General features: G+C 66.4%; 14 protein-coding genes and 3 pseudogenes. 3 read left to right on the top strand and 14 right to left on the bottom strand.

What is annotated here, in order from left to right; genetic code table 11:
• The first annotated feature begins 4 nt into the window (after positions 1-4).
• A complete protein-coding gene (locus ID132_RS09210; RefSeq protein WP_193128427.1) occupies positions 5-1645 on the top strand; it encodes a recombinase family protein in 1641 nt (546 codons plus the stop codon).
• Positions 1646-1813: 168 nt separating this feature from the next.
• Here the strand turns inward: ID132_RS09210 and ID132_RS09205 are convergent, their stop codons facing one another.
• The 6 genes and pseudogenes from ID132_RS09205 to ID132_RS09180 form a co-directional block, all read right to left on the bottom strand.
• Complete coding sequence (locus ID132_RS09205) at positions 1814-2383, bottom strand: hypothetical protein (RefSeq protein WP_193128426.1); 570 nt, start codon at positions 2381-2383, stop codon at positions 1814-1816.
• Positions 2384-2400: 17 nt separating this feature from the next.
• On the bottom strand, positions 2401-2850 hold the full coding sequence (locus tag ID132_RS09200) for a single-stranded DNA-binding protein (protein WP_193128425.1): 450 nt from the start codon (positions 2848-2850) through the stop codon (positions 2401-2403).
• Positions 2851-2934: 84 nt separating this feature from the next.
• Positions 2935-4715, bottom strand: a pseudogene (locus ID132_RS09195) (type IV secretory system conjugative DNA transfer family protein).
• Positions 4712-5248: a hypothetical protein gene (locus tag ID132_RS09190; RefSeq protein ID WP_193128424.1), complete on the bottom strand. Its 537-nt coding sequence runs from the start codon at positions 5246-5248 to the stop codon at positions 4712-4714. Before ID132_RS09190 ends, ID132_RS09195 begins: the two are co-directional and overlap by 4 nt.
• The gene (locus ID132_RS09185; RefSeq protein WP_193128423.1) at positions 5248-6732 is read right to left on the bottom strand and encodes an ATP-binding protein; all 1485 of its coding nucleotides are present in this window, start codon (positions 6730-6732) and stop codon (positions 5248-5250) included. Before ID132_RS09185 ends, ID132_RS09190 begins: the two co-directional genes overlap by 1 nt.
• Positions 6729-7523, bottom strand: a complete 795-nt coding sequence (locus ID132_RS09180; RefSeq protein ID WP_193128422.1) for a hypothetical protein — start codon at positions 7521-7523, stop codon at positions 6729-6731. The genes ID132_RS09185 and ID132_RS09180 overlap by 4 nt, the downstream gene beginning before the upstream one ends.
• A 337-nt stretch (positions 7524-7860) precedes the next feature.
• Between ID132_RS09180 and ID132_RS09175 the strand changes: the two genes are divergently transcribed.
• The gene (locus ID132_RS09175; protein ID WP_193128421.1) at positions 7861-8577 is read left to right on the top strand and encodes a hypothetical protein; all 717 of its coding nucleotides are present in this window, start codon (positions 7861-7863) and stop codon (positions 8575-8577) included.
• An 8-nt stretch (positions 8578-8585) separates the two neighbouring features.
• Here ID132_RS09175 and ID132_RS09170 read toward each other — a convergent pair.
• The 3 genes and pseudogenes from ID132_RS09170 to ID132_RS09160 form a co-directional block, all read right to left on the bottom strand.
• A pseudogene (locus ID132_RS09170) lies at positions 8586-10072 on the bottom strand (SCO6880 family protein).
• A complete protein-coding gene (locus tag ID132_RS09165; RefSeq protein WP_193128420.1) occupies positions 10069-11586 on the bottom strand; it encodes a TrbL/VirB6 family protein in 1518 nt (505 codons plus the stop codon). The pseudogene ID132_RS09170 and the gene ID132_RS09165 overlap by 4 nt, the downstream one beginning before the upstream one ends.
• Positions 11587-11631: 45 nt before the next feature.
• A pseudogene (locus tag ID132_RS09160) lies at positions 11632-11945 on the bottom strand (DUF6112 family protein).
• 205 nt (positions 11946-12150) lie between these two features.
• On the opposite strand from ID132_RS09160, the gene ID132_RS09155 reads away from it, so the two are divergent.
• Positions 12151-13002: a TIGR02391 family protein gene (locus ID132_RS09155; protein ID WP_193128419.1), complete on the top strand. Its 852-nt coding sequence runs from the start codon at positions 12151-12153 to the stop codon at positions 13000-13002.
• A 180-nt stretch (positions 13003-13182) separates the two neighbouring features.
• Here ID132_RS09155 and ID132_RS09150 read toward each other — a convergent pair whose 3' ends face one another.
• From ID132_RS09150 to ID132_RS15580, 5 genes are all read right to left on the bottom strand, one after another.
• Positions 13183-13449 (bottom strand): DUF6112 family protein, encoded by a 267-nt coding sequence (locus ID132_RS09150; RefSeq protein ID WP_193128418.1) that lies wholly within the window; start codon positions 13447-13449, stop codon positions 13183-13185.
• Positions 13450-13454: 5 nt separating this feature from the next.
• A complete protein-coding gene (locus ID132_RS09145) occupies positions 13455-15041 on the bottom strand; it encodes a M23 family metallopeptidase (protein ID WP_193128457.1) in 1587 nt (528 codons plus the stop codon).
• Positions 15042-15075: 34 nt separating this feature from the next.
• A complete protein-coding gene (locus tag ID132_RS09140) occupies positions 15076-15774 on the bottom strand; it encodes a hypothetical protein (protein ID WP_193128417.1) in 699 nt (232 codons plus the stop codon).
• 45 nt (positions 15775-15819) lie between these two features.
• Positions 15820-16854, bottom strand: coding sequence for a ParB N-terminal domain-containing protein (locus tag ID132_RS09135; RefSeq protein ID WP_193128416.1), 1035 nt, complete (start codon positions 16852-16854; stop codon positions 15820-15822).
• Positions 16851-17219 carry a hypothetical protein gene (locus ID132_RS15580; RefSeq protein WP_459562468.1) on the bottom strand — a complete coding sequence of 123 codons (369 nt, stop codon included), beginning with the start codon at positions 17217-17219 and terminating at the stop codon, positions 16851-16853. Before ID132_RS15580 ends, ID132_RS09135 begins: the two co-directional genes overlap by 4 nt.
• Between the last annotated feature and the right edge of the window lie 325 nt (positions 17220-17544).

The raw sequence follows: 17544 nt of genomic DNA, 5'->3' as shown, positions 1-17544 counted from the left end.
CACCGTGACCATCACCGACCGACCCGCGAACCCACGTCCCGGACGCGCGACCCGAACTGTCGTGTACCCGGCATTCACCCAGACCGGTCCAGAGGAGCCTGTCGAGGGCACCCGGGGCATCTACCTCTACCTACGTCTGTCGAAGTACCACCGCGATGGCGCCGACGCGATTGAACGCCAGCGACTCGATCTGCTCCGCAAGCTGAACACTGAAGGTGGCTGGACGGTGCTGGGGGAGTACATCGATAACGATTCGGCAAGCGCTTCCGCGGTGCGCAACCGCAAGGGGTGGCGGCAGCTGAATCAAGACATACAGGCTGGCAAGGTCGAGGCGGTGGCGTTCTGGAAGCTGGACCGGACGAACCGCGTTGCCTCCAAGTGCATCGAGTGGATCGGTCAGTGTCAGAAGGCTGGCGTGTACTTGGTCTCACACCAGGACAGTGACCAGGAACTGAACACGGCGACAGCTGGCGCAAAGTTGATCACCGGGATCAAGGCTCTTATGGCGGAAGTCGAGACAGACTCGATGAGTGAGCGGCAGCTCGCTGCCAAGAGGCACCTGGCCGAGGCGGGCTTCCATCATGGCGGAAGGCCGCCACTTGGTTGGATACCAGGTCCCCGGGTGACCGATGAACAAGGCCGCACCGGCGTGCGACTTGTGCCTCATCCAGTAGAGCATCCAGCTCTCAAGCGTGCAGTGGAACTGGTGTTGGACGGCGTGAGCTTGGCACGCATCGCGGACTACTGGAAGGCCGAGTACGGCATCACTACAGCCAAGGGCGCGCCGATCTACGAAGCGACGATCTATCGTGCTCTGGTTTCGCCGCGCATGGTCGGCTACCGGATGCGGCAGGTGCCCGAGCATCAGCGCGGTGTGAAGCTCAACTTGCTTGACTACATCGCGCGTGATGCGAAAGGTGACCCGGTCATTTCACAAGAGCCCGTCTGTGACTGGGTGACTTGGCTACGGGTGAAGAAGCGTTTGGAGGAATCGAAGACCTCACGAACTCGTCGACCGTGGGGGTCGCATGAGTGGCTGCTGACGGGCTTGGTTTTCTGCCAGTGTGGTGATCGGTTGTACGGCCACAACAAGACGCGGAGAAGGGCCTCGGGAGAGAAGTATCAGCAGTACGCCTATCGGTGCATGGCGAACCGTAAGCGTGGTCGCGGTCACTGCGACATCGCGTGTGTCATCGACGCGGCACAGGGTGAAGCGCACGTGTTGGGTTGGTTCTTTGCGCAGCTCACTGACGAGTCCGTGGCCCGGGCTCGCGCACAACGCCGGGCCGCGAACTCCGATCAGGCCTTGAAGAGTCTGTTCACGTCTCTGGAGGAGGCCCGAGCTGAGCGTGATGAACTCCTGGCCCGCCAGGGGAGCCAGGAGTTCAAAGGCAATATGGTGCGGTTGTTGGTGTCGTTGTTGGGGGATGTGGAAGCGCGGATCGAAACACTGCAGCAACAGATCGATGCTATGGACCAAGACCCCACAGTGATCGACGACCCGGCGGGGCTGGTTGCCAGTTGGAACGAGCGCTCGCTGAGCCAGCGTCGGTCGCTGCTACGACGGCTCATCCGCCGCATCGACATTGCGCCTGGGCCAGGACCCGCTTCCGAGCGGATGACCATCACTCCGGTGGACACCTGAGTCTGCGAGTATCTCGACCGTACTGGCGAGCTCCATGAGAACCACTGGCGGTGGCTGCGCCACCTTCAGTGCCGTGCAACCGGCCTGCCAGCCGAGCCTAAAACTCTCACGGGCTGCCTCAGTGAAATCAAACGCCTCCAGGATCTCCTCTGCGGGGGAAGCCATCAGTCATCCCCGGTCATCCAGGCTGGCGTAGAAGGCGTTTTCGGCGGCTTGTCGTTCGTTGACTTGGCCGATGACGTGTTGGACGAAGTCGGCGTCTCGGTCGGTGATGACGGTCTCGTCGTGGGTGGGTTGGGGTTCTTCGCCGGGCCAGGTGGTTTGGCGGGTGGGTCGGTCGCGGTCGAGGCGGGTGCCGGAGGCGGTGACCCAGTCGCGGAGGCGGTGGCGTGCGTCGGCGAAGTCGCGGTGCCATCCCAGGGGTGCGGAGCCGTTTTGTTCGGGGTCGTAGGCGCATAGCCAGTGCAGGTGCAGGGCGGACAACTCCCACAGAAGTTCGGGGTGGCGGTGCCAGTAGGGCGGGATGACCGATGCGGGTAGGCCGTAGGTGTGGCGAAGCCAGTCGACCCACCGGTTCAGCTCCAGCAACTCGGCTTCCAGATCCTGCGCCGATAGCAGGTTCCAGTTGATCGGGTGCGGTGGTTCGGGCAGCGCGCTGGTGTCGGGGGCGTGGGGGTGGTCGTCGAGGATGCCGGGGTCCTCGTACTGGTCGTCGGGCTCGGGGCCGTGTGTGTTCATGTTCGGTCACCCCCGGGTCACATGCTGAGGCTGTCGGCAGCGGGCGTGGCCTGGTGGTGCTGGGGTGGTTCGAAGGCCTGCCCAGCCGCCTGGCGTTCGAGTGCTTGGCGGGGTGTGCGGTCGACGTCGTAGCGGGTGCGGGCGGTGTCGTGGCCGATCTTCTTGGCGACGAATTCTTCGCCGGCGATGGTCTGTCCGTCGCGTTCGTAGGTGTAGTCGTGGGCGTAGCCTTCGGCGACGAACTGGTCGCCTTTGGTGAAGCGTTCGAAGGCGCGTTCGGCGGTGGCTCGGTAGAGGACGAGGTTGCCGAAGGAGGGCTCCAGTTTGGTGAAGGTGCCGTCTTCTTCGCGCTGGAAATTCTCCTGGCCGAAGCGGGCGTAGAAGCGGGCATCGCCGCGTTCGGTGTAGGTCAGCTGCGGGTCGGATGCGATGAACCCGGACAGGGATTCCTGGGTGCGGATGGCCATGACGCGGTACCTCTCAACTCGTGGACTGCAGCCCGCTGGTGGTGTGGGCTGCTGGTACCGGTCAGGTGCACCCCGCAACCCCGGTCATGCACGGGGGTTCTGCAGGAGCTGTTCCAGTTCGCGGCGGTCGTGTTTGAGGGTGGCGGCGTCGGGGCGGGTGGGCCAGGCGGTCAGGTCGGTGATGATCGGTGGCGCGGAGCGGAGCAGGGTGACGCCGGTGCCGAAGGGGAGGGTGCGGATGCGGTCGGGTGGCAGGATCGGCACCCGCCGCACGGAGCGCTGGTTCGACCTGGTGCCGTGGTCACCGAGGGTGACGGAGTCGGTGTATTCGTCGCGTTCGCCGATGAGCGTGGTGAGGTCTTGGAGGTCGCGACTGTTCGAGGCGCCACCGAGGATGAGTTTGACGATGGCGGCGTCCCAGATCGCTCCGGCTTGGTGATCGGACCACTTGTCGCGCGCCTGAGCGAGCGATTGCAGGACGGGCAGTGTGGTGATCCCGGTGCCGCCACCTTCGGCCATCAACGTCGGCAGGGACGGCAGCGGAGCGAGGTTCCCGATCTCATCCAGGGCCAGCAGCAGGGGTGGGTCGAGGCGTGCGCCGGGTGAGCGGGCGGCGAGACGCCGGGCGCTTTCGATGAGGTCTTCGATGAACGCCGCCACCAGAGCGGCCGATGCCCCGGCACCAGCACCCGTGGCGAGCAGGTAGAGGGTCCCGGACTCTCGCAGGAAGGTCTCGGGGTCGAAGGGGGTCTCGTCGTCGCGGGGTGTGACTGCGTCGAGGACGCGGGGGTCGGCGAGGGCTCCGAGGGCGAGGGCGACGCCTTGCCAGATGGAGTCGCGGGTTTTGGGGTCGGCGTCGATCATCGCCCCGAGCGAGTCGGCCCATCCGGCGGCAGCATCGGGGTGNGTTGGTGAGGATCGCGACGGCTTCGGCTGCGGCGGCGGGGTCGAGGGTCCACCGGAACAAGTCCGCCGGCTTTCGAGAGTCCAACGCGGCGGCGTGGAGGAGGGATTGGAGGGCCGTGCGGGTCTTGCCTTCCCAGAACCCACCCGACTCCACCCCACCAGCCGACAACCCGGTGGCAGAAGCCAGCCCGGTCGCACGGATCATCGCCGTCAACGGGTCCTCACAGCCCCGGACGGGTNACCAGCGCATCCCCGCCGGGAGTCCTTCGGCCAGGTGCTGGGGATCGAACACCGCCACCGGGCCGCGACGTTGCCGGGCGCGCAGGGTGGCGGTGAGATTGTCGGGGCGCGTGCTGGTGGTGACTACGGGGCCGGGGGCGTCGAGGATGGCGGGGATGATGATNCAGGCCCTTGCCGGAGCGGGGCGGGCCGATCAGCAGGATCGAGTCCTCCACACTCGCCCACACCCCCTGCCCCTTCGACGTCCCGAGCCGATACCCCACCTCACCCGGCTTCGGGTCCTTCAGCGACGGCCGCAACGTCGAGGCCCGTTTCAGCAGCGCCTTCTCTGAGGCGACCTGGGCGACCTCGTGCCGCGTCGCCGTGCCCGCCAACCGATGCGGATCCACCTCCTGAGCATGGGAACGGCGCCGCCAGGCGACCCATCCCCAGTCCGCGAGTGCGACCAGCCCGCCCAGAGCGACGATGGTGGTGACCCAATAGGCGACGGGGCTGAGACCAGGCGCCCCCAATGCGACTGCGGGGTTACCGGGGTTGAACAACACCCCGGCACCGGCGGCCCAGCTCGCTGTGGGCTGGGGTGCTCCGGTGAGGAACGCGGCGACCGACCCGGCCGCGCGGAGCACGAGGGTGAGGAGGAACAGGGCGATGAGGCCGATGAGGGCGGCGTTGGTCAGTTCCTCACCCATCGACCCACTCTGCCGCTGCGAGGTACTCATCGCGTCTCCTGCACGATCAGGGTCCCGGAGGCCCGCCCGACCACCACCACCGGCGTCACGGTTGTGTCGGGTGGGGTGATGGTGCCGTTCTCATCCGCCGCGACTTCCTCGGTGATCTGGGCGAGGAGCACCGTCTCACCGGGCAGGAACCCCACCAACCGGCCCGGATCATCTGTCGGGGGTGCTGGAGTGTCCGTGGCAGCTTCTTCATCGGCAGTGGCTGGGATGTCTGGCTCGGGTTCGGGGGTTCGGCGTGGTCGGTGGGCGTGGATGATGTCGGTGAAGTGACTGCCGTCGGACTCATAGACATCCACCCGCACGGGAATACGGCGCTGCTCGGTGAGGTCATCAAGGATGGCCGCGAGGTCACCACGACCCCACACCTCACCGGCGGGAGGAAGATGCGGCTGTTGGTCGACGGTCACGGTCAGGGTGCCGGTGATGTCGACGGTGATGACCACGTGCCGCAGCACCACCGGCACCGTCTCGCTCGCGCTGTTGCGGCGGTGTCTCAGGGTGGGAAGTTTGGACATTAGTTGACTCCTGCGGTGAGGCGGCTGCTGGTGTCGAACAGCTCCAGCTCGCCGGGGTGGAGTTGGTGTTGGATCACGAACGAGCGGTTCTTGATCCGCCACAGTCCCTGGCCCACCCCGAGGTTCGGTAGCAGGGCTTGTTCGGTGCCGGTCAGGCTGAGGGCGGTGGCGGTGGGGCCGAGCTGGTCGGATTCTTGGCGGTAGACGATCCGTGTCTCCGCATTCGCCAGCAGACTGTTGGCCAGCGAGCGCATGGCGGAGCCTTCGTCGCCGACGTTGTCGAGGTCGGAGAGTTTGTGGAAGATCAGCATGTTCGCGATCCCGTAATGCCGGGCCAGACGCCAATGCGCATCCATCCGCTTCAACAACGCCGGGTGGGACATCAGTCGCCAGGCCTCGTCGTAGATCACCCACCGCTGCCCACCGTTGGGGTCCAGCAGCGCGGATTCCATCCATGCCGAGCTGCAGGTCATCAGCACGCTGATGAGGGTGGAGTTCTCGGTCACCCGGGACAGGTCCAGGCTGATCATCGGCAGATCCGGGTCGAACGCGACGGTGGAGGGGCCGTCGAACAGGCCGGCGAGGTCACCGGCCACCAGACGTCGCAGCGCGTGGCCGACCAGGCGTCCGTCCTCGGCCAGGCGTCCGTCGGGGTCGTGGCTGGGGGTGAGGATGTGGTCGACGACCATGGGCAGGATCGGTACCTCGTTTTCTGCAACCGTGGCGGTGAGGGCGAGGTCGATCGCGGTGTGTTCCAACGGCGTGAGCCCCCGCGCCAGCACTGTTTCGGCCAAGGCTCCGATCAGGTCACGGCGCCGGGACGCGACGGTGCTCGCCCACTCCTGGTCGGTGAGCCCACCGGGACGGTGTCCCTCATCCAGGGGATTCAGGCGAGTGTGGAGGCCGTGGCCGAGCACGATCGCCTTCCCACCCACCGCTTCGGCGACCGCGGTGTGTTCGCCCTTGGGGTCGCCGGGGACGTAGACGCGGCGTCCGAACGGCAACGACCGCGTATACAGCGACTTCGCCAACGACGATTTGCCCGACCCGACGATCCCCGCAAGCACTAGGTTCGGGGCGGTGATGATCCCGCGGGCGTAGAGGACCCACGGGTCGTAGACGAAACTGCCACCCGAATACAGGTCCTGCCCGACGAACACCCCATCCGACCCCAGGCCACCTTCGGCCATGAACGGATACGCCCCAGCCAACGTGGCCGAGGTGTCCTGATGCCGCGGCAACCGCAACCGGCCCGGAGACCGCAACGCCGCCGGCCCCGCCTCGCCCGCCGCCGGCAGAAACGTCGTCGCCTTCCGCTCCTCCCGTTCCGCCAGCGCTTTCGCCTTCGCCGCCTCACGCTCGACCCTGGCCCGCTCAGCCTGCAGCCGGGCCGCAGCCTGACGACGAGCCTTACGAGCTTTCCGCCGCTCCGCAGCTGGGGACACCAACACCGCAGCGTGCAGCCGTTCCTTCTCGCCACTCACAGCGACCGCCCCACCGAAGACGACGCTGCGCCGCCACCCACCTTGGGTGCGAACCAGTCCGTACCGTCAGCTGCTCGACGCGGAGACTCGGACGTGACCCCACTGAGAGCGTCCCGTGCCGCCACCACGTCCTCGTCGTAACTGGGGTCAGGGACGGTGTCGGGGTGTTCGCGGACCAGCCCGACATACCCCATCTGCGGGTTGTAGGTCAGCACATACCCGTCGGCCTCGAAGCTGCGATCCCACTGCCCGCCCGGCAGCTCTTCGTACACCTCACCGTTCACGAACGCCGCCGCGGTGGTTTCGTCGCCGAAGTCCCACTGCGCCAGATGCGCGATCCCCGCCTGCACCCCCTCCACATCAATCAGCTCCAGCACCTCATCGGCCTCGGGGCCCTGGAGGAACACCACATTCACCCACCGCTGTGAAGGCTCGGGCTCGGGGTTGGTGTGGGTGTGCCAGGCGATCCGACCGGAGGCTTCGTGCGCGCGCATCACCCGGTCAGCGACCTCATCCAGCCCGTCGGCGGCCTGATGCAACTCATCCGCCGCCGCCAACGCCACCGCCTCCGCCGGCGCGCGGTCGTCGGTGAACGCGATATCGCGGTGGTCAGCATGAGCGCGAGACAGCTGGTCCAGGACCTGCCGCAACAGCCGCACCGACCCCGACACTTCGCCCAACACTCGGTACGTGTCAGCCGGATCCTCGAAGGTTCGAGTCGCGTGCGCCAACCCACGCAACCCCTCATAGGCCTCAGCAGCATCCGCAATCGGATCAACAAACGTCGCCATCCCAACAGTCCTCTCTACGCAGCGGCGGATTGCCTACGAGGGAGGTGCGCGGAGCACCGCGAGACTTTGCTGAGGATCAGTGAGTCCTCGGTGCTTTACGCTGGAGTTGGACAACGATGTTCTTCGAGAGGACCTCGAGATGTTGACGTGCACGGGAAGTTCATGCCAGCACGCAGTGAGTCCTGGCTGCGAGTGTGGTTGCGGTGGTGGGAACCACGGAGCTCTTGCCAGGCTTGCCTGGGCTGCCGCCTTGACAGTTCCAGCCCCACAACGGACCCCTGCGCAAAACAAGCAGGTTGGAACGGCCACCACTCAGCGCAACCGTGCGAGTACGAAGGTGAAGAAGCAGGAGAAGACGCACCGGTCATCCCGCAAGACGCCGCGACGCGATGATGCAACCGCGTTCTTTGACTCCAGTCGCTCAGTCGATATTGTCGACTGGCTGGTTGCCAACCCCAGCGAGCGCGAGAAGATTGAATGGATGGCGCGGCAGGTGGGCGATACCTGCGAACAGGTTCTCAAGCAGCATCCGGGTACCCACCCGCGACTTGCGGATCATTTCTGGTGCGACGTGCTCGCTGCCCTGGTGCAAGTGTTCACTGAGGCGCTTGATGAGATCGACAAGTTCCCCAGCCGTGTCTCACAGTTCACCGTCGACCTGCTGGGGGCACGAACGTGGGAAGCGGTTCACGCCCAGCGTGCGGGGTCAAAAGGGAACGCACCGTGTCAGCAGAAGAAGACACGAAAGACGGTCTCCAGAGCAGACAACGATGTTGCGGCAGGGCTGCATGACGCGATCCTGGAAAAGGCCGTCAAGGACCTGGTTACGGCCCTGATGACCGGAGCAACCGAAGCGACCCACGGCGCGCTGGACCCGATCATCTTGCGGCTGCGAATCCTGGCCATCCTCTTTTGCCCCGACCCATACGCGCACAAAGCCGTATGGGACTACTGCGTCGTGCCCCTGTTGAAGCAAGGGATCGTCATCCGATCACAGAACTACCTTCAACAGTTCTATGACATGTTCAAACAGCAATGGACCTGGCCCACCTAAGATCGCGCTCAGACTTGGCGGCAGAGTGGTAGGGCTGCGGCGGTGAAGGCTTGGGCTTGTTGTCCGGCGAGGAGTCGGGTTTCGCAGTTGGCTTGGATGGCGGCTTGTTCGAGGGCGGCGACGTGGGCGTCGAGGTCTTCGATCGTGGTGGCGGTGATGGTGATCAGGCCGGTGTAGCGCAGGATGCCGTGGCCGGCGGTGAGGTCGGCTTCTTGCTGGAGGACGTCGTGGTATTCGGCGGTCTGGGAGGCGTCTTCGATCTGTCCGATTTTGGCGCGTTGGGCTTGGTCGGAGATGTGCTCGACTTTCTTCTTGCGGATGTCGCGGGCGGCTTGGTCGGAGCGCATGGGGGTGCAGATGAGGGAGAACGACCGTTGGATTCCGCTGGATAGCAGGATGGGTGAGAGGAAGCCTGGGTAGACCATGGAGCGGGGCCATTCGCTGATCCACAGCACGGCGTGGTGGGCGGAGTCGGTGCGGATACGACTCCAGGTTTCGTTGACTGCGACCGGTCCGGCGGTGGCGAGGTCGTGGCCGATCTGGCCGTGGCGTTCCAGGGTGGCGGCGATGGCGGGGTCGTAGGCCGAGCGCAGGATGACAGCGATCTGGCCGGGGGTGAGCCACCCGGATGGGGTGAGGTCGGCTGAGCGGAGCGCGGCGGTGAGGGTGTTCATCTCTTGGCGCAGGACGGCGGCGGCGCCGCGGATACCGCCGCCGGCGGTGCGGATCTGCCTTGCCGCGTTTCTCATGTCGAGGGATAGGGAGAGGGTGGTGGCGTGGCGTTCGCCGGCGGGTCCGGCGCGGTCGATGAGTTCGGCGTAGGTGGTGGCAGCCCAGCTGGTGTCATCGGGCTGGCCGTGGGTGGTCCACCATTCGGCCAGTCCGGTGCCGGAGTCGGGCAGGGTGCGTTCCAGGATCTGCAGGGTGGCGATCCGGCCGGAGCGGCAGACGGTGGCGAGGACGCGGCCCCAGGCGGTGACGCGGCGTTCTTGTTCGGCGGGGTCGAGGAGCACGAACGCGGGGTGGGTGATCTCGCACACCACCGTGAGCGTGTTCTGGTGGNGTCGTGGATCATGCCCGCCCCCGTGGTCGGATCCTCGTACTCGCGCAGCCGGGCTTGGTCGCCGGGCAGGGCGAGGGTTCCGGCGGGGCGTGGGGTGACGATGCGACGCCGGTAGAGGAGTTGGCCGATGGTGGTGCGGTAGACCCACCAGCCGGCCACGGGCACCCACTCGATGACCGGGCGTCCAGCGACAGGGACCCAGGTGAGGAGGACGGCGGTGGCCCAGATGGGGGCGGTGTAGGCCAGCCACGTCCCGCCCCCGGCATACAGGGCGGTGATGATGGTGGCGATCGCGATCCCGACGGTGACGAGCTGGGCCGCGGACAGGCCAAGCAGGATGCCGCGGCGGGTGAGCCGGGAGAACTTCACCGGCACCAGCTCCGAACCGGTCGCATCCGGGTCGTGGCTGTTGTTCTTGTTGCGGCGGCTCATGACTGCGGCTCCTTCCCAGCACTCGACGGCGGTGGCGGATTGTCGGCGGGCGGCGGGTTCGGCACCGGCGCGGACGGTGCCACCTGCTCACCCGCACCCGGTGAAGACGACCCCGGTGGCTGTGAGCTTGGGGTGCTGGGCGGGGTGGGCTCCCCGCTGGCAGGTGGTGTGCCCTGCTGTGGCGGCGTCTCACCGGGTACAGGCGCCGGCGGAGTATTCCCGCCATTGCCTCCGCCTTCGTTGTTGGCGGGGGTGTGGTCGGCGGCGTCGGCAGCGGTCTCGGCCTGCTGACCCACCTCGGCGCCGGCTTTCGGGCCCGCGGTGGCAGCGTCCTTGGCCACCTGCACCCCGACCACCGCAGCCGCAGCAGGACCCGCAGCGGCAGCAGACCCACCCGATGCCGCACCCGACCCGGAAGCCCCGGATCCAGCTGCTCCGCCAGTTCCAGCACCAGCTTCGGCACTGCCCTGGGAGGCCGAGGGGTTCGGGGCACTCGGTTTCGCCGGCTGCTTCCCACCACCACCGTTGCTGTCACCGCTGCTGCTGTTGTTGCCGTCGAGGACCTGCTGGGGGTTACCTGGCTGACGGTCGGGGAGGGGGATGGGGCGGTTGAGGGAGTTCTTGGCGTCTTGTTCGGCGCCGATCGCGTGGTACATGTCGAAGCCGACGAAGCTGATGAACCGGTAGGTCAGGTACGGGGCGAACGCGGCCATCGCCATCAGCACCACCCCGGCCAGCGGGTCACTGATCGAGGACAAGTCCCCATCGATCGGGGCGGCGACCTGGGTGATCGCGACCAGGAACATCACGACCAGCACGAGCTTGGAACAGATCAGCGCGACCACGAACATCGCCCACTTGCTGATCCACCCCCTCGTGGCGTCCCACGACGAGCCCGACAGAGCCAGGGGTGCGAACACGATCGCGACCAGCAGCAGCGCCTTGCGCACCAGCAGTGAGAGCCACACGATCGCCGCGGAGGTGATCGCGAGCCCGGCGAGGAAGATCGTGATGATCGCCCCCACCCCGGGGGCGGCGATGTTGATCGCGGTCAGTCCGCCGGCAAGGATCGTGATCTTCTCGCCCATCGATTCGGTGGTCTCCCCGGCGGCTTGGACGATCCCGACACACAGCTGGTCGACCACCTCCAACAGCAGCCCGGTCAGGGTGATCACCACAAACGACCCCAACACGCTCTTGGCGAGGCCGAGGGCGGCTCGGGTCAGGGCGGTGGGGTCACGCCTGATGAGGCCGGTGATGAGTTGGAGGCAGAAGAACAGCAGCATCACGAACACCGCGATGNACAGCAGGTTGTACACCGACAGGTATCCGTCACTGGTGATGTCGACCAGGGTGGTGGCGTCGAAGACGTTCCACACGGCCTCGAACAACCAGCCCGCGGCCGAGCCCATGGCTTGGGCGAGCCAGTCGAACGGGGCCGACACCAGCGAGGCGGCGGCCTCACCAGCGGTTTCGCAGACACCTGAGATGACGGGCAGATCACAGATCCCCACCGCAATCACTCCTCACACACGCGGGTTGGAACGGTTGGGTAGGGGTTAGACGGACTGGCCGACGTTCCAGAAGAAGNCGTGACCGCGGCACCGCAGATGATCGCCGCCCCGCACGAGACCAGGACACCGACCTTGCCGCGGCCGGCCAGGTGCGGGTTGGACGAGTTCGCGCCGAAGCCCCACACGATCGCGGAGATGATCAGCGCCAGCACCGACAGGATCAGCCCGATCGTCATCACCGCGCCCACGATGTTGCGCAGCTGCGCGATCCCCGGCAGCCCATCATCGTTCGGCGTGATGTCCACCTCCATCGGCAGCATCACCGGCAGAGACGACAGATTCGGCACAACACAGCTCATCAGATCAAACACAGCAAGCTCCTCACAGACAGAAGGACGAAACGGGTCTGCCCACCGGGATGTGACCGGGAAAGCAGGCAACCAGGAGAGGTCTGCCTGTCAGGTGCGCGCATGGGTCCGTCAACGCGCCGTAGTTCCGCGACGGAGGCTGGGAATGGTGCAGGGATTGCTGCCTCGTGACGTGTTTGATGGGGGACAATGAATCGTGGCGAATTACGGCGCGGATTACCTTGCGAGGCTGAAGACGGCTGTTGAGACCTTTGAGGCAACGTTTGAAGCGTGGATAGCCACGCAAGTTGAGTCTGATCACATGACAGCTCGTGGCCTCTTCCCCACCGTGTGGACTAAGGACGGGGTCGATGAAGTCGAGCTCCGGCGCCTGGAGTTGGCTGTTGCTGAAGCGGCGGGACCAGCCTCGACGGCGGTGGGCGTGACGGGCTGCTACATCATGGTTCAAGGCGTAGGACCAGTGGATCCCATCGCGAACTGGGCGATGATGCGGAATCCCAAAGCGCTGTTGAGTCCCCAGGATGTGCGGACCACCGCTGCGACGGTTCGCGGTCGGCTCCGAGCCATGATGGCGGACGCAGAGGCGGGCGCGATTGATGAGCTGCCCTCGTTCTCACCCGCCCTCATGCATCCTGTCGTGTGGGCCGGCGCTGCGGCACATTGGACAGCCCATCAGTATCGAGTGGCGGTGCGCGAAGCTGCTGAAGCACTCACCGTTCATTGGAAGGACCGCTTGGGACGAAACGACGTCGATGACACGCCTTTCTGGCAGCAGACCCTGTCCAGTGGCCCAGCGGAAGCTGGCCGTCCCAAACTGCGGTGGCCAGGCAACGCAGAAGACAAGACATCCAAGAGCATGCGCGGCGGGCTCGAACCACTTGTCAAGTCCCTCAACGGCCTCGCCACAGGACTAAACCTCACCGTTCGCAATGTCACTACCCACACCCGGGATGAGCTCAGTGAGCAAGAGGCGATGGAACGTCTCGCCGCCTACAGCTTCCTGGCTCGACTTCTGGACCAGTGCGACATCGACCAAGTCGAGTCGTAGCGCCTCGGCCATGGCCGAGCCCAATTGGCGTGAACTCGGAGCAAGACAGCCGAGCTTCAGGGGGAGGTACGTCTTAGTCAGGCAGAGTTCGCCCCACACGGGGCGCCGCATCTTCGTTCGCACGCCTGATAGCTGCGTGATCCACGTTCAATGTCACTGAGTGCACGAGAATCGCGAACGCTAGAGCTGGTCGCCGAGGTTGATGAGCCAGTTGAGCCAGGTGATGCCGGCGCCGGCGAGGGTGGCTGTGCCGAGGGCGACGAGGAGTCCGGTGCGGGCTTTGGTGGCGGTGGTGTGGTTGCCGTTCGCTGTGGCGATGGCCCAGGTGATGCCGGAGATGAGCATGGTGAGGACGGCGGTGACGAGGACGAACGTCAAGAGGGCACCGATCACCGTTTGGAGGGTGGTGTTGTCGCCGAAGGCGCCGAAGTCGGGGTAGATGTTCACGGGTATCAGCTGCCTTCTTTGACGGTGATGTGGACGTGGTCGTAGTGGCCGCCGGTGACGTCGTTGGGGTCGTGCATGCCGCCGCCGTTGTAGGGGCGCCAGCCTTCGGCGTCGCGGGCGAGGGACCAGATTTGGCCTTGCCAGATGAGGTACTCGACGCCGAGGGTTTCGGCGTTGTCTTTGAGCCAGTTCGTCAGCGCCCATCCGGATTCGAGTTGCTGGGGTGTGGGGCGGGTGCCGATGGCGTTGCCGAAGGTGACATCGCAGGCTCGTCCGAGGGGGTGTTCGGATTTGGTGCCGGGGCGGGGTGAGTAGCAGGCCCAGGAGGTGTCGGGGTAGGCGGCGAGGGCTTGGTTGTAGACGTGGAGCATGCGGGCGGTGATCTGCCCGTCGGTGGTGGGGTCATCGACCTTTCGGTCCGGGTCTCCGGCATCGGGTCCTTGGGGTGGCGCGGGCTGGGTCGCGGCCGGGTTGCAGCCTTCCTGCTCGACCGGCGTGGTGGGGGCTGGAAGGTTGCCGGTGGTGTGTTGGTCGAGCCAGGGCTGGGGGTCGGTGAACTCGCTGTCGCTGCCGCCTTGGCGGAGTTCGAAGTGCAGGTGTGCGCCGGTGGAGTAGCCGGCCGAGCCGACATCGCCGATGTGTTGTCCGGCGGTGACGTGGTCGCCGACGTTGACGTGAAAGCCGGTTTCCCACAGGTGGGCGTAGGCGGTGGCGATCTTCTGCCCGCCGATGGTGTGTTCGATGATGATCAGCCCGCCGTACCCGCCTGACATCGAGGCGTGGGTGACGANGTCGGCGGCGGCGAGGATGGGGGTGCCGTCGGGGGCGGAGTAGTCCGCGCCGGTGTGGAGCTTGTTCTCCCCGGTGATGGGATGGACCCGCATCCCAAACGGCGAGGTGGCTACCCAGGTGCCCTCAGGCAACGGGAAGACCACACGCCCGGTCTCCGGTAGCGATGGACTGGTGGTGCTGGGGGTGGTGAGTGCGGTCAGGATCTGTTCGGCGACGGGCTCGTAGTTCGCATACCGGTCGGGGTAGGCCGACACTTCGACGGCTTGCGCGGCTTCGCCTTTCGACAGGGTCTGCCAGCCGGGGATGTCGAGCAGTCCGCGGGGTGAGGGGTGGTTGGGGCCGGTAGGTCCGCCGAAGAACGCGCGCGCTTGGTAGACGGGGTCCATGAGGTCGGCGACGGTGCCCCACCCGGCCTGGGGTCGCATCTGGAACAGGCCGAGGCTGTCGTGGTCGGAGGCGTCCCCGTCGTTGGGGTAGGCCCCGGAGTCGGGGTAGACGCTGGTGTTGGCCAGCATCCGCAGATTCGACTCGGTGAGCGCGGCCATGAGCGCGATCTGCAGCCCGTCACGATTCACGCCTTCGATCTGGGAGCCGGTCCGGATGATGGTGGCAGCGTGGGCGAGCTGGGTCGTGTTGAGCGTGAAGGTCTGCCCGTCAGCGGTCGTCACCTCGAGTGAGTCAGGTACGGGCCCCACCACCGATGGGCCGCTGGTGCTGGTGGTGCAGGAGGCGTTGGCGCCGGGGCTGAAGATCATCCCGACCCCCAAGAGCAGGAGGGCGGGGCTGAACAGCACGAGCATGGCAGCGATGACGGCGAGTTTCTTCACGGCCAGGTCACCGCAGTGGGTTGTCGAGCTGTGACAGGCGCAGTAGGTGGCAGGTGTCGTAGGTCGGCGCGCAGACCACGAACACCGTGAACTCCACCTTGTGGGCCGAGGTGACTGGTTCGTCGTTCCAGGTTCCGGTGCGGTGCCGGGTGCCCTCGATGGTGTAGGCGACCGTGCCGGGCGCGAGCTGCCCCTCAGGTGCCTGGGCAACGGCTTCACCCCACTGGTCGGGGATGTAGGCGCGGTCGATCGTCAGATGCTGACTGGTGCCGTACTCACGCAGGTCCTGCCATGCGGTCCGCGAGGGCAGGTAGGCGGCGACGTCGGTGGCGAGGCCAGCTTGTTCGGCGCCGCTGGGGTCACCGACGGCGAGGATCGCCGAGGTGTAGTCCAGCGGTAGCAGCCCAGTGGTGGTGTCCCACGCAAACAACGTGGTCGCGACATTGCGAGCGAACTGCTCCGGATCAGCGCCCCGCGCCACCGGTCGCACCGACGGCGCCCCGGATGCTGAAGGACTCGCCGTGGCGGTGGTGGTCGAGGAGGGTGACGGGCCGGTGGTGATGGTCGGTGACGTGCTCGGGGTGCTGGTGGGAGTGTGGGGGCCGGTGGCCAGGCCGTAGATCCCGACCCCACACACCAGGGTCGTGACCGAGCCGGCAGCGATCAGCACGAGCCGGCGACGCGACGAACGATCAGAAGTGTCCATGCCCAGCAGGTGCACCCACCCACCCCCAACACCAGCAGGCAGAAGCTAGATGGCGCGCAGCTGCGGACGCCCACCCGCCGGTGCGTCATCCCTCTCATCGACAGGGTCGGAGGCGGCGGTGGTGTCGTCGGGGTTGGTGAGGGCGGCTTGGAGGGCGTCGGCGAACGCGATGGTGTGTTCGATCACGCGCAGGAACGTGGCGACCTGTTCGTCGGTGAGTTCGGCGGCGAGCACGGCCGGGTCGTAGTGGGTCCACCACTGATCCAGTTCGGTCCACGTCACCACGAACGCCCGCACTGGGTACTGCACCGGCACGCCCTCAGCGTCGTCCTTGGGCTTCTTGACCGAGGTGGGCTTCGGTCTGCCGGCGGATTGGATGCGGGCGAGGGCGTCGGCTGCGGCCTGATGCAACGCCTCATCGGCCGGGCTGGTGGCGTGGTTGCGGATGGTCTCGTAGATCGGATGGACCGGGCTGCCTGCGTCGATCTGCTCCAACCCCCGCTGTGCCGCGGCCCTCACGTGTTCGGGCAGCGTCTCATCGGTGGCGGCGTGTTCGAGGTAGCCGATCTTGTCCAGCGTCTTGTACGAGGCCCCACCGGGAATCATTCCGGCCGCTTGTTCACTGGCGCGTCCGGTGGGTGTTGACGGTGCGGGAAAATTTCCCACACCGTCGGTTCCGGGCTGGTTGTCGCTGCGGAACTGGGTCGCGGCCTTGCGACGCGCAGCATCCTCGGCCATGAGAGATTTCAGTTCGCGGTAGAGGGCGGCGGCTTCCAGCGAGGTGAGTGGCTTGTGTAGGACGTTGTCGTCTTGTTCGGCCAGCAGGTGCCCGAGACGGTCGGAGATGCCGGAGCGGACCCACACGTTGACGGTGCGCCAGCCGAGCTGCTTGATTGCCGCCAGCCGTCGTGCCCCGCAGATCAGGACCCCGTCGGGGCTGACCGTCAACGGTTGCAACAACCCGTCGCGCTCAATCGAGGCCGCCAGCGCGTCGATGTCGCCCAGGTCGGCGCGGTGACGTCGGCCCACATGCAGGGAGTCGACGGCGCGGTCCAGCTCGATGTGCCCCGGGGTACTCATGACCGCACCCGTTCCCGTCCCGGTGTGGCACGAACGATGGAGGCCACCAGGGCGTCATCACCCAACAGGTCCGCCAGGGACTCCCCGAGCAACAGACGCAGCAGGATCCCGCGCCCAGCCGTCGTGGTGGCGTAGGCAGGTTCGGGATGTCCCAGCAGAACCCTCAGCAGACACGTCCAGGCCGGGGCGGGGAGGTCGAGCAGGGCGCGGGCGTGTTTGTCGCGCCGCAAGGCTTCGTAGGTGCCGCGCCGGGACCCGATCCGGGCCAGGGCGTTGGTGACGTGATCCACGCCTGCCCGAGCGGAGGCTTCTGGCCAGCCCAGCAGCACGAACAACCGGGTTGCATCCGCGACTGCTGCCTGCACACTCGCATCCACATCCACGTCGCCCTGCTGGTCGTGGTGGTGGGGGTCGGTGAGCTGGAACGCGGGATGGTATTCGTACAGGGGTGTTTCGCGGTCGGAGAACCGTTCGGGGTCGTGGTGGGCGGAGATGTGGGCGCGGCGGGCTTGGTGGACTGAACACAGGAGCCCTTGGGCGCGTTCTTCGTANGATGCAGGTGATCCGCACCGCATGCGTGACCACCGCCCATGGGTCTGCGGCCTTCCTTGCCGCAGGCGTTCGCATCACATCAAACGCCGCCGACGCGGCCTCCCACACATCCAGGCCGTGCTTGCGCGCCAACGGTGC

The organism is Gulosibacter sediminis, from assembly GCF_014904065.1.
GTDB classification, from domain to species: Bacteria; Actinomycetota; Actinomycetes; order Actinomycetales; family Microbacteriaceae; genus Gulosibacter; species Gulosibacter sediminis.
Note: the sequence above shows the minus strand (reverse complement) of the source record. Positions and strands in the feature narration are given on the sequence as shown.